This is a genomic window from Nocardioides sp. WJ219, assembly GCF_058559815.1.
The window spans coordinates 529,163-541,827 of record NZ_JBZUJV010000003.1; the positions used below are offsets into that span (position 1 = coordinate 529,163).

Annotated in this window: 10 protein-coding genes; 8 read left to right on the forward strand and 2 right to left on the reverse strand. The window is 72.2% G+C overall.

Annotation, left to right across the window (positions count from 1 at the left end):
- The first annotated feature begins 33 nt into the window (after positions 1–33).
- On the forward strand, positions 34–1,179 hold the full coding sequence (locus AC4MBH_RS10385; protein WP_491794780.1) for a sensor histidine kinase: 1,146 nt from the start codon (positions 34–36) through the stop codon (positions 1,177–1,179).
- On the forward strand, positions 1,176–1,877 hold the full coding sequence (locus AC4MBH_RS10390) for a response regulator (RefSeq protein WP_491794781.1): 702 nt from the start codon (positions 1,176–1,178) through the stop codon (positions 1,875–1,877). The genes AC4MBH_RS10385 and AC4MBH_RS10390 overlap by 4 nt, the downstream gene beginning before the upstream one ends.
- A 165-nt stretch (positions 1,878–2,042) precedes the next feature.
- Here AC4MBH_RS10390 and AC4MBH_RS10395 read toward each other — a convergent pair whose 3' ends face one another.
- Together AC4MBH_RS10395 and AC4MBH_RS10400 are read right to left on the reverse strand one after the other, a co-directional pair.
- On the reverse strand, positions 2,043–3,071 hold the full coding sequence (locus tag AC4MBH_RS10395) for a glycosyltransferase family 2 protein (RefSeq protein ID WP_491794782.1): 1,029 nt from the start codon (positions 3,069–3,071) through the stop codon (positions 2,043–2,045).
- Between the two features lie 13 nt (positions 3,072–3,084).
- Positions 3,085–4,629, reverse strand: a complete 1,545-nt coding sequence (locus AC4MBH_RS10400; protein WP_491794783.1) for a glycosyltransferase family 39 protein — start codon at positions 4,627–4,629, stop codon at positions 3,085–3,087.
- 354 nt (positions 4,630–4,983) lie between these two features.
- On the opposite strand from AC4MBH_RS10400, the gene AC4MBH_RS10405 reads away from it, so the two are divergent.
- The 6 genes from AC4MBH_RS10405 to AC4MBH_RS10430 all read left to right on the forward strand — a co-directional run bounded on the left by AC4MBH_RS10405 (position 4,984) and on the right by AC4MBH_RS10430 (position 12,325).
- Positions 4,984–7,002 (forward strand): hypothetical protein, encoded by a 2,019-nt coding sequence (locus AC4MBH_RS10405; RefSeq protein WP_491794784.1) that lies wholly within the window; start codon positions 4,984–4,986, stop codon positions 7,000–7,002.
- Positions 7,002–7,922, forward strand: a complete 921-nt coding sequence (locus tag AC4MBH_RS10410) for a glycosyltransferase family 2 protein (protein WP_491794785.1) — start codon at positions 7,002–7,004, stop codon at positions 7,920–7,922. Before AC4MBH_RS10405 ends, AC4MBH_RS10410 begins: the two co-directional genes overlap by 1 nt.
- Positions 7,919–10,015: a hypothetical protein gene (locus AC4MBH_RS10415; RefSeq protein ID WP_491794786.1), complete on the forward strand. Its 2,097-nt coding sequence runs from the start codon at positions 7,919–7,921 to the stop codon at positions 10,013–10,015. The genes AC4MBH_RS10410 and AC4MBH_RS10415 overlap by 4 nt, the downstream gene beginning before the upstream one ends.
- Positions 10,012–10,716 carry a class I SAM-dependent methyltransferase gene (locus AC4MBH_RS10420; protein WP_491794787.1) on the forward strand — a complete coding sequence of 235 codons (705 nt, stop codon included), beginning with the start codon at positions 10,012–10,014 and terminating at the stop codon, positions 10,714–10,716. The genes AC4MBH_RS10415 and AC4MBH_RS10420 overlap by 4 nt, the downstream gene beginning before the upstream one ends.
- On the forward strand, positions 10,709–11,635 hold the full coding sequence (locus AC4MBH_RS10425; protein WP_491794788.1) for a lysylphosphatidylglycerol synthase domain-containing protein: 927 nt from the start codon (positions 10,709–10,711) through the stop codon (positions 11,633–11,635). The genes AC4MBH_RS10420 and AC4MBH_RS10425 overlap by 8 nt, the downstream gene beginning before the upstream one ends.
- Positions 11,636–11,851: 216 nt before the next feature.
- Complete coding sequence (locus AC4MBH_RS10430) at positions 11,852–12,325, forward strand: MarR family winged helix-turn-helix transcriptional regulator (protein ID WP_491794789.1); 474 nt, start codon at positions 11,852–11,854, stop codon at positions 12,323–12,325.
- Positions 12,326–12,665 lie beyond the last annotated feature (340 nt).

Here is a 12,665-nt window from a genome sequence, read left to right on the forward strand (position 1 = left end):
GCCGGGAGGACTCGCCGCGCCTACAGTGAGGATGTGCGAGAAGTCGGTGTCGTCCCTCGCTCCACGACCGGGAGGCTCATCGACACCGGTCTGGCCGTCGCGCTGACGGCGCTCGCGCTCGCGACGCTGCTCGGCCAGAGCACCGGTCGGGTCCCGTGGGGCGCGCTCGTCCTGGCGGTGCTCGCGGTGGCCCCCGTCGCGGCACGCCAGACCGCCCCGGTGGGCTCGATGTCGGTGATCGTGGCCGCGTCGGCCGCCTTCGCCCTGCTGGGGTACGGCGACTCGCCGAGCGGCTCCATCGGGCTGTTGATCGCGATGTTCAGCGTCGCCACCCTCCGCCCGCGCCCCGTGGCCGCGGCGGCGTACGCGACCACCGTGCTGGTCTCGGTGCTGATCTTCGAGACCGCCGACGGCGTGCTGTGGTCGCAGGTCGCCCAGGCCGCGGTCGTCTACCTGGCCGCCTGGGGGCTCGGGGAGAGCACCCGGCGGTGGAGTGCCCGCTCGGCCCTGGCCGCGGCCGAGTCCGTGCGAGCGGTCGCCGAGGAACGGACCCGGATCGCCCAGGAGCTCCACGACGTCGTCACCCACCACATGTCGGTGGTCTCCCTGCAGACCGGCGTCGCCGGCTACGTGATCGACACCGATCTCCCGGCCGCCCGCGAGGCACTGGCCGCGGCCGGTGGGGCCAGCCGGGACGCGCTCGGCGAGATGCGTCGCCTGCTGGAGACCATGCGCGGCGGGGCGCAGGAGGCGGCGCCCTACGCGCCGGCGCCGGGCCTGGGCGACCTCGGCGCGCTGGTCGACCGGCTCGGGGCCGCGGGCCTGGCCGTGGACGTCCGTCGCGAGGGGCCGGCGCGGTTGTTGCCGCCGGGGCTCGACCTGACGGCGTTCCGGGTGGTGCAGGAGTCGTTGACGAACGTGCTCCGGCACTCGCACGTCGCCAGTGCGCGGGTCACGATCACGCACGGCCCCCGCCTCCTGACGGTGGAGGTCCGCGACGACGGCAGCCCGGCCCACCCCGCGACCCAGGAGCGGCCACCCGGCCGCGGGATCGCGGGGATGCGCGAGCGCGTGGAGCTGTACGGCGGGGTGCTCGAGGTCGGCCGTCAGGACGACGGCGGGTTCCGCGTGCTGGCGCGGCTGCCGGTGCCCGAGCGGCTGCTGGAGGTGGCCCGGTGACCCAGCCCATGAACCAGCCCGTGCCCGACGGCCGGGACATCCGGGTGCTCGTCGTCGACGACCAGGCCCTCATCCGCGGTGGCCTCGTCGCGCTGCTCGACGCGGCACCGGGCTTCGCCGTCGCCGGCCAGGCCGCCGACGGTCTGCAGGCGGTCGCGCTGGCCGCCGAGACCGCACCGGACGTCGTGCTGATGGACATCCGGATGCCGGAGCTCGACGGCATCGAGGCGTGCCGCCGCATCCTCGAGGCCGCCCCGGACGACGGCCCCCGGGTCGTCGTGCTCACGACCCACGACCTCGACGAGTACGTCTACGCAGCGCTGCGGGCGGGCGCCGCCGGCTTCCTCCTCAAGGACACCCCGCCGGAGCGGATCCTGTCCGCGGTGCGCGCCGCGGTGGCCGGGGACATCCTGCTGTCGCCCCGGGTCACCCACCGGTTGGTGGAGACCTACGCCACCGCGCACCGTGCCGCCCGGCACGCCGACGCCGGGCTCGCACGGTTGACGCCGCGGGAGTCGGAGGTCCTCAGCCTGGTGGCCACCGGACTGTCGAACGCCGAGATCGCGGCCCGCCTGGTGCTGAGCGACGAGACCGTCAAGACCCACGTGAAGCGGGTGCTGTCGAAGCTGGGGCTCAACAGCCGAGCGCAGGCCGTCGTCGTCGCGTACGAGAACGGGCTCGTGGTGCCGGGTTCCTGACCCTCCTGCTCGAGAGGGGCCCAGGACGTCGGGGAGGGACGGGTCCCTGGCGGCGTCGTCGTAGGAGACTGCCCCGGCGGTGACCCCGCAGGAGCGGACACCTCGTGGGGGAACCCCGACCCCGGGTGGAGCACCTCCGCCGGGATCCCGACGTGCACGAGTCGGTCAGACCGGCGACGAGCTGGCCGAGACGCTGCGGGGTCCGGGCGTCGGCCAGTGTGCGTCGAGCTGCGGCCTACGCTCCGGCCGGAGCTCGGCTGCGGACTTGCCGAAGCGTGCCTTCTTGGTGTGCTCCAACGTGATCTCGATCAGGATCCGGTTGGTGCGGATCAGGTCGGAGATGACGCCGAGCATGAGGCTCATCGCCGCGACGATCAGCAGGAGGGCGCCGACCAGGAGCGACTGGACGTGCCCGCCCTCGTCACCGCGCGACAGGAGCACTGCGTAGCGGACGAACGGGATGAACCCCGCGATCCCGAACAGCATCGTCAGCCACAAGAAGATGGCGTAGGGCCGGTACATCATGAACGACCGGATGATCGCGGCGGCGGACTTGAGCACGTGCTCCGCCGTGGACCCGAAGAGACGGGACTCGCGCGTCTTGGGGTTGGTCACGATCGGCAGGCTGGCGATCTTCAGCTTCTTGTTGCCCGCTTGGATGATCGTCTCCATGCAGTAGCTGAACCGGGTGATCGTGTTGAGCACCATCAGGCTCTCGCGCGAGTAGGCGCGGAAGCCGCTCGCCGCGTCGGGCAGTCTCGTGCCGGCCGCCCGGTTGACCACCGCGCTGCCGAACCGCTGGAGCATCCGCTTGGACGTCGAGAAGTGCTCGACCAGGTGCACCTGGCGGTCGGCGATCACGAGGTCGGCCTCGCCGTCGACGATCGGACGCACCAGGTCGCCGATGCGCTCCTGGGGGTACTGGTTGTCGCCGTCGGTGTTGACGACGATGTCGGCGCCGAGCTCGAGGGCGTGCACGATCCCGTCGTGGAAGGACCTGCCCAGGCCCTGGTTGCGCACGTGGTGCACGAACTCGGTCACGCCGTGGGCCCGGGCGACCTCGACCGTGCGGTCCGTGCAGCCGTCGTCGATGACGAGGACGATGATCTCGTCGATGCCGGCGATGCTGGACGGGATCGACTCCAGGACCCCGCCGAGGGTCTCCTCCTCGTTCAGGCAGGGGATCTGCACCACTAGTCGCACGGCGTCACCGCTCCAGGACCGGCGGTGAGGGCGTACGCAGGGCCTGGGTGATCGAGTACGTCGCCGTCGCCAAGCCCGCGACCACCATCAGCAGTGCCAGGAGGGAGATCAGCCCGGCCGCCGGCACGATGCTCTCGGACAGCGACGTGCGCAGCGCGGCGACCACTGGTCCACCGTCGATGTCGTCGGTGCGCAGGACGATGCCGGCCGCATAGGTCACGACCCCCGTGGCACCGAGTGCGCCCAGGAGCGCGACGGCGTGGGGTGCCAGTCGGCCCAGGGCGAGGAGCAGCAGGGCGCCCCCGACCGCCCAGAGCCCGATCGCATCGAGCAGGTAGCGCTGGTTCGCGCCGCCGCGCTGACTCACGTGCGAGGCGAGCTTCGTCATGCTGGTCAGGAACAACACGCCCAGGAGGAGCATGGCGACGACGCCGGGCCGGTCGACGAGTCCGCGTCCGCGGTGGCGGACGGCCGCGACCGCAGCGCCGACGAGCACGACGAGCAGTGTCGTCGTCATCAGCACGTAGGGCATCTTGTCGTCGGAGATCGACGGCACGGGGGCCACCAGTTGAAGGAGCTGTGTCCACCACGTGTACGGGTGCAGCAGGTAGCCGAGTGGTCCGGACGCCGCACCGGGGGCGAGGTCACGCGACTGCACGGTCTCGATCGTGTACACCGCCGAGCCACCGGTGAGGTCGCCGTACCGGTCGAGGTTGAGGAGCATGAACCAGCCTGCGCCCACGGCGACGGTGGCCACGATCGCCAGGCCCCTCGCGGCCGCCTGCCGCACGGCAGCCCGCTCGGGATGGGCCAGGCGGAGCGTCGGCCAGAGCGTCAGCGCGACGGTGTACGCCACGGCGATGACCGCGACGGTGACGAAGGTGACCCGGGTCAGCATGCCCAACGTGCACAGCGCCGCCAGGAGCGCGACGGTGCGGGTGTCGAGGCCGGTGCGCGTCGCGCGGACCAGGACCATCGTGACGAGTGCGGCGAGGAGGATCGACAGCGCGTCGTTCTGGATGGCGCCGGAGGCGGCGAGCAGGGCAGGGTTGACGGCGACCAGCGCGCTGGCGGCGATGACCACGGCCCCACGCAGCCGGCGGGGCGCGCGAGCCGTGATCTCCGCCGCGATGCGGGCGACGACCAGGATGGTCACGAGGGTCATCGCCGCGTTGAGGAGCCGGACGGCGTACAAGCCGACAGCTGGACCTCCCAGTGCGTCGCCGAGGCGCATCAGCGGACCGGCGATCGCGTAGAAGAGCGGCGGGTGGTTCGCGACGTGCTGGACGTAGCCGGTCTGGCCCAGCTCGGGGAACTGCGGGATGAACTGCCCGCCGGCCGAGGGGAGGTGACCGTGGGCGACCTGCCAGGCGTAGTCGACGTGCGCGCGCTCGTCAGCGGGACCGAACAGCGGCACGCAGAAGACCCAGATGAGGGCGAGCCCGAGGTAGAGCACGAGCACGCCACCCATCCCGCGACGGAACGAGCGCGAGCTCACCAGCTCGCTCCAGTGGTCCTGGCGAGCAGGGGGCGCGGACACCGACGACACGACAACTCCTCCCCGGACGTGGACGCTTCAGGCGGATACCTGGGGCGGACAGTAACCGGATCCGGTGTCGATCTCGTGTCGATCGTCCGGCCCGGTCGGCGGTCCGCCGCGGGGGTTCGGCGGTGTTCACCCAGGGGTCCCTCGGCTGTTCTCCGGGCGTTCGCGTCGTGTTTCCCGGGTCCGTGAAAGTCTCGGCGTCGCCGCCGTCCGGAGAGGCGATCGATGGAAGGTGGTGACGTCCTGGCCTCGCGTCTGAGCCATCGCGCCGACTCACCGGTCACCGAGTCCCTGGCACCGAGGACCGATCGTCGCCAGAGCGCGGCGGCGCCCCGGCTGTCGTCGCTGGTGTCGTGGGTGAGTGGCGCGGTCGTCGTCGCGGGCGTGGTCATGGGTGTGCTCGGGGCGCTGCGGACCGGCATCTCGTGGGACGAGCCGTACCACGTGATGCGGCTGCGCAACTACCTCGACGAGGGCTGGTTCGCGCTCGACTGGTCGAACGAGATCAGTGGCTCGAGCACGAGCGAGAACAACACGCTGGTCTACGGCCCGGTCGCGATGCTGCTCCTCCACGGTCTGGCGGTGGTGGTCGGGGTGGATCAGTGGGGCTCCGTCGCGACGACGCCGGCGGCCTACGACGTGCGACACCTCGGGGTGCTGCTGATCGGTCTCCTCGGGACGGCGGCCGCCGCCGGCACGACCAAGATCCTGCTCGGATCCTGGCGCTGGGGCCTCTTCACGGCCGCCGCGCTCCTGGCGCTGCCGATGTGGACCGGTCACCTCATGTTCAACATCAAGGACGTCCCGGTCGCGACCGGTTGCACGGTGATGACGTGGGCCCTGGTCTCGATGCTCTCCCCGCCCGAGGGCCACCGGCTGCTCCGCGTCCTCGCCCTCGCCGTCGGCATCACGCTGATGGTGGGCACCCGGCCGGCCATGGCGTCGGCCGTGCTGGCGGCCCTGGTCGTCCTCGTGATCGGGGTGGTCGTCGCGCGCCCCGCCGGCAGACCACGCACCGTGGCGACCGAGGTCGCGGCGGGGGTGGCCACGGCGTGCGCGGTCCTGCTGGCGTCCTACCCGAACCTCTTCTTCCGGCCCGGCCTGCTGCTGCAGTCGAGCGAGCAGTCCGCCAGCTTCCGGGACGGTCGCGACGCCGAGTACCTCTACGTCCCCTTCACCTACACCGCACAGGTACCGCTGCTGCTCCAGGCGCTCTTCGCGATCGGCCTCGTCTCGGCGGTCGGGTTCGTCGTCCGCCGGTGGCACGACGACCCGACGCACGCGACCCGCTTGGCCCTGGTCGGGGTGCAGGTGCTCGCCGTGCCGCTGGTAGCGATCGCGAGGAACTCCGACCTGTACAACGGGCTCCGCCAGCTGCTGTTCGCCTTCCCGATGTGGGCGGTGCTGGTCACGCTCGGACTGGCGAGGGCGCTGGCCTGGGGCCACGCGCACGGCCGCACCCGCCTCGTGGGCGGGCTGGCCGCAGTGGCGCTCGTGGCGCCCACGGTCGACCAGGCGCTGGCCTTCCCCTACCAGTACACCTACCACAACGTCGCGCTCGACGCGACGGGCGTGCACGTCGCCTCCGACTACTGGCGCACCAGCGTCCCCGAGCTGTTGCCGACCATCCCGAGGGACGGCCCGATCGTCTGCGGGCCGACCCGCTCGACCCCGAACGGGGCCCTGGCCGGCAGCGCCGAGGCCGCAGGAGTCGCGGCGGAGTCGATGGTGGCCGGCCGCTACACGATCGACAGCAGCGTCGACTGCCGTGTCGACCCGCTCGGTCCGCTGTCGTCGGCGTGGACGGCGCAGGACCTCCCCCACGAGTCCGCGCTGGCGCGCGAGGAGTTCTACGTGATCATCGACCGCGACCACGCAGTGCCGCGCAACTGCAGCCGTCTCTCCGCCGTGACCCGCGACCGGCACACCAGGGAGATCGCGATGACCTACGTCGCGCTGTGTCGGCTCGAGCCGTCGCGGCTGTCGGCGTCGGTCACCTTTGCGCGAACGGACGGCGCGAACATGACGCCGCCGCAGTGGTCCTACGCACCGGTGGGATGGGTGACGCGCTCCTCGATGGACGCGATCGACGCCACGGGCGAGTCCGCGAGCCTCTACTTCGAGGTCCCGTCGGAGTGTGCCCGCGTCGCCTGCTCGCTGCAGCTCGACGCTGACGCCCCAGCCGATCTCACCGCCGTCGTCGATGACCGCCCGACCGACGTGGGAACGACCACCGGGTCGGTCTCGATCCCGCTGCCCTCCGGGGTGTCCCACCCCTGGGTCACCTTCGAGCGCACCTCCGGAGAGCCACTCGGCCTCCGGGTCCGCAGCATCCGCGTGGTCCCTGCCGGGACCGCCCCACTGGGAGACCAATGATGACAACCGTGATCTGGGTGGTGGTGCCCGCTCTCAACGAGGCCGACAACTTGGTCGTCGTGGTGCCGAGGATCCTGTCGGAGCTCGCCCTGCTCGAGGAGGACGGGCACGTGCTCGTCGTCGACGACGGGTCGACGGACAAGACCCGGGAGGTCATGACCGACCTCGTGGACCGCCACTCCGGGGTCGACCTCATCTCGCTCGGTCGCAACCTCGGCAAGGCCTCGGCCCTTCGGCGTGGCTTCGAGCGGGCGCTGTCCGCGGGGGCCGACGTCGTCGTGATGATGGACGCCGACGGCCAGGACGACCCCGCCGAGCTGCCGCTGCTGCTGGAGCGGCTCAAGGACGGGGCGGACCTGGTCACCGGGGCACGGACCGTCCGCAACGACCGGTCGGTCAAGCGGACGACGTCCAAGCTCTACAACGCCGTCACGGCCCGGATCTCCGGCGTCTCCGGCAAGGACTTCAACTCCGGCTTCAAGGTGATGCGGGCCGACGTCGCGCGCGGTGTGTCCCCGATGCTCTACGGCGAGCTGCACCGCTACCTCACCGTCATCGCCCACTGGCTCGGGTTCCGGGTGGCCGAGGTCACCGTCCAGCACCACGAGCGTCTGCACGGAGCCACCAAGTACGGACTGGCCCGGTTCTGGCACGGCTTCGTCGACCTCGTCACCGTCCGGTTCCTGATGACCTACGAGAGTCGGCCCTCGCACCTGTTCAGTGGCATCGGCCTGACGAGCCTGGCCGGCGGTGGACTCGCGCTCACCTACCTGTTCATCGAGAAGCTCGCCGGTGAGGCGGTCGGTGGGCGGCCGCTGCTGATCGCCGGGGTCGTCCTCGTCCTGGGCGGACTCCAGCTCGTGCTGTTCGGCCTGCTCGCCGAGCTCGTCGTGTACTCGCGGCAACGAGATCGCGTGTGAGGCAGGCCCCGCAGCTCCGCCGACCCGTCCTGGGCGGTCCGCCACCGCGGATCCTGGTGACGACCAGCGTGATCGTGCTGGCCGTGACCACGGTGCTCGCCGTCCTCGGCGCCACCCGGACCGGCATCACGACCGACGAGCCGATCCACGTGATGCGGCTGCAGAACTACTTCGAGACCGGGTGGTACGCGCTCGACTGGGACTACCGCGGCGAGGGACCGGGCAGCGACGGCACCAACACGTTCGTCTACGCGCCGGTCGCCATGATGCTGCTGCACGCCTGGTCGGTCCTCTGGGGCGTCGAGGGATGGGGCGAGGTCGCGACCAGCCCGCACGCCTACGACGTCCGCCACCTCGGGATCGTCGTCCTCGCCCTGGTCGGGGTGGTCGCGGTGGCCGCCATCGGCCGGGTGCTGTTGCGCCACTGGGGCTGGGGTTGTGTCGCGGCGTCGGTCCTCGCGGCGACGCCGATGTGGACCGGGCACGCCATGGTCAACGTCAAGGACGTGCCGGTCGCGACAGGTCACACGCTCGCGACCCTGGGGGTCCTGCTGTACGTGCGGTCCGAGCCACCCGGCGTGCGGCTCCGGCTCGCACGCGCGGGCTGTCTCGTCGCCGGACTGGTCCTGGCCATCGGTACGCGCCCCGGGATGTGGGCCGGTCTCCTGGTGCTGCTCGGGGTCGGCGCCGCCGGTGTGCTGTGGTGCGCGACCACGCGCCGTGGGCGCATCCTCGCCCTCGTCGAGGCATCGGCGACGTGCGCCGTCGCCGCTGCCCTGCTCGTCGCTGCCTACCCGCGACTCTTCGCCTCGCCGCTGCGCGCCCTGCCCCGCACGAGTGAGGCGTCCTCGAGCTTCCTGGCGAGCGACCGGTCGGACCGGCTGTACGTGCCGCGGCACCTCGCGCAGGAGCTGCCGACCCTCCTGCTGGCCTTTGCGGTGACCGGGACGGTCATCGCCGTGGTGCTGCTTCTCCAGCGCCGGCAGCACGACCGGGTGCGCGCCGCACGGGTCGCGGTCGTCGGCGTGCAGGCCTTCGCGGTGCCCGTGGTCGCGATCGTGCTCGGCTCCGACCTGTACCACGGGTTGCGGCAGCTGCTCTTCGCGCTCCCCGCGCTCGCGGTCCTGGCGGCGTGCGGGATGGCGTGGTGGCTCGGGCAGCCGCGACCACCGCTCAGGCGGGCTCTCGTCCTGGCCGCGGCCGCGGCCCTGGCGATGCCGACCATCGACCAGGTGACGCTGCAGCCCTACCAGACGTCGTACGTCAACATCGCCACCGACGTCCTGAGCGGCCGCGACGTGCCCCCGGAGGCGCGGCTGGGCGGCGACTACTGGCGGGCGAGCGTCACCGAGCTGGTCGAGGCTGCGCCCTTGGACCTCCAGCTCGTCTGCAAGGCCACGACCGGTCGGGAGTCGGGCATCGCGTACCCCTTCGTCAATGCGGGATCGACCTACTCCACGAGCCGGAGCCTGGACTGCCGAGAAGAGGCCAACGGCCCGCTCGCCCCGATGGGACTCCCCGTCGTCCGGCCGCGAGCAGCGGTCGACGCGTTCGACGCGGTCTTCATCGGCACCCTGCCGACCAACTGCACCGCGCTCGACGAGGTGACCCGGTCGCGGCACGGCTTCGAGGTCGTCCTGAGCACCCTGGGTCGCTGCACGGTCGACCCCGCGAGGCTGACCCTGGACGGCGTCCGGGCAGACGACCCCGCCCTGGGGACCACGCTCAGGGGCGACCTGTGGCGCTACGCCACCCACGGGTGGCAGCAGTGGCCCGGCCGACCCGAGCTGACGTCCCCGGTGTCGGTGGCCGACCTCGCCTTCCGGCCGGCCAAGGCCTGCGCCCGGCGCGGGTGCACGCTCGTCATCGCGGGCGAGGCCCCGGCGGACGTCGTCGTCACGCTCGACGGCGAGCAGGTGACCGCGGTACGTGGCCCCCGTGGCAGCCTGAGGGTGCCGATCTCGGCCCGGCGGGCCGCTCACGACGTGTGGCTCTCCCTGGCCCGGCCTCTCGGGCAGGCCCTGGGGATGCGCATGACCGGGTTGTCGCTGGCGATCCGGTCGCCGAGGACCATGACGAGAGGACCCAGATGAAGGCGGCGTACATCGCAGGGATTCGAGCACTGCGTCGGGTGCTGGGAGCGCTCGGGCTGTTGCGGCTGCTCGACCGTTGGGCCACCCGGTCGCGCACCGGGCTGTGGGTCCGGTCGCTCCTGTCGACCTACGACCTGGAGGAGCTGCTGCGCTACGACGTGCCGTGGTGGACCTTCGAGGCGGCCGACCAGGTGGATGCGTTCCTGGCCACCCGGCCCGACGCCCGGGTCCTCGAGTGGGGCTCGGGGGCCTCCACGGTGTGGTTGTCCCGTCGAGCGGGCTCGGTCACCTCGGTCGAGCACGACGCGACCTGGGCCGAGCGCGTCCGGCCGGTCCTGCCCGACCATGCGGTGGTGCACGTCGTCGAGCCGGAGCCGGCGACCGGTCGCTCCGAGCAGGAGCTCTCCGAGAAGCCGGGTTTCGAGGGGCTCGACTTCCAGCGCTACGTGGCGACCGTGGATGGGATCGAGGGCCGCTTCGACCTCGTCGTCGTCGACGGACGAGCACGCAACGCGTGCTACCGCCGGGCGATCACGAGGCTGACACCCGGCGGCGTCCTCGTCTTCGACAACGTGGACAGGAAGCGCTATCGAGACGCGATCGCGAGCTCCCCGGTCGCCGTCGAGGTGGAGTGGACCCGCGGGTTGACCCCGGCGCTCCCGTACCCCACACGCTCGGCCCTGGTGCGATTGCGTGACTGACGGCTCCAGGTCGAGCTGGGACCGGTTCCAACCGGCGCTCCGGCTCGTCTTCCTCGTCGCGGTGCTGACCTTCGCCTGGCTCGGGCTGCGCGGCCGGTTCGACGAGCTCGGCGACGCGTTGCGGGACACCTCCCTCGTGGGAGCGCTGGGTGCGGTGGTGCCGGTGCTCGTCGGCCTGGGCGCGACGGGGTTGATCTGGCTGCGGATGATGGCCTGCCTCGGTGCGCGGGTGCCGGTGGTCGACGGCTTGGCGGTCTTCTTCGTCGGCCAGCTCGGGAAGTACATCCCTGGGTCCGTCTGGTCGATCGGGGCGCAGGCACATCTCGCGAGCCGGCGCGCGGTCCCCGGTCGGACCACCGTGGCCGTCGGACTCCTGTTCCTGGGCTACCACGTGGCCACGGCGGTCGTGCTCGGCACGCTGACGGTGCTCCTCGGCGCGCTCGAGGCGCCGTGGCCGCGCTGGGTGTCGGTCCTGGCGCTCGGCGTCTCGGTCGTCGGCCTGCTGCCGCCCGTGGTACGCCGGGCGGGCGAGCGCGTGGCGGGCCGTCCGGTGCCGATCGGCTGGATGGACACTGCGGCGGTCGTCGCGCTGATGGCCCTGGCCTGGGCCGGCTACGCGCTGTCCCTGGTGCTGCTCTCCTCGGACCTGCCCTGGGACGACGCGATCGCCCTCGGCGGGGCGTTCGCGCTGGCCTACGCCGTGGGCGTGGTCGTGGTGCTCGCGCCGGCTGGTGTGGGCGCCCGGGAGGCGACCTTCGTGGTGCTGCTGACGCCGCTCACCGGGGTGGCCGCGGCCACTGCCCTGGCCCTGCTCGCGCGGGTGGTGCACTCCGTCGCAGACGCGGTGATGGCAGCCGGGTGGTGGCTTGCCGCCCGTTCCCGCGACGAGGTCGGCTGGGGGAGCGAGGGCCAGCGCTGACCCTCTGCGCGGCGCCCGCAGGCCGGGCACCGTGCAGGCCGGGACAGGCAGCGAGTCGGATCGCCACGACCAACCTCCACCAGCACGTCATGGGGGCCGGCGCCGCCCCGGCTGGAGTCGACCCCAGTCCCACCTAGGTGGCCCGGCCCGGCCCGGCCCGGTCGGCGCGGTGCGCGCGCGCCGCAAGATGGTTGCGCAAGCGAGTAATGTCGTGTCGTGCCTCGACGCCAGAGCGACCAGCTGACTCCGGCCGAGAACGTGCTCGTCCACTCCCTGACCGAGACGGCGGTCGCCATGTTTGCGGTGTGGGAAGCGGACCTGATGCAGCGGCACGGGTTGTCGCGAGTCGAGTTCACGGTGCTGCAGCTGCTCGCAGATGCGCCGGATCGCTCGGCACAGCTGTCGCCCCTGGCGGCCTCAGCGCAGCAGTCCCTCAGCGCGATGAGCCGTACCGTCGGGCGACTGGAGGGCCGCGGCTTTGTGGAGCGGCATCGGTGTGACGCCGACGGCCGCGCCGCTCGGGCCGTGCTGACGAAGGACGGCCTGGCCAAGTTCCGTCAGGCGCGACGCGATCACTTCGCCGTGGTACGCCGTACCCTCCTCGACCACCTGTCCGACGCGGACATGGCCGCCGTCGCGGAGCGGGTCAGCTGTGTGCAGGAAGCGCTCGCCGCGCACGGGACCAGCTGACGAGACGCGTTCGACGCGCGCCGTCGAGGCACCGCCCACCGACCGGGCGGGGGCACAGCTGCCACGCGTGCTCTCACGCCCGGTCGTCACCTCGAGTAGTCCCTGCGCCTGCACGCAACCCTGATCCCCAGCTGCTTCCCCGGTCCAGTCGACCTCGCGCCGGCTGGCGCGCGCCCTCCTGCTGAAGGCTTGCCGGCACTGGTGCGCTGCTCACCACGCAGGCGCGGGAGCCATGGGCTTTCCCGGGCCCCTGGGCGTTGCCGGCCGGCCGTCGCAGCGTTCGTGGCTCGCCCGTCTCGGCCTGGCTCGAATAATTTGCGTGCGCAAGCAACTATCGCTA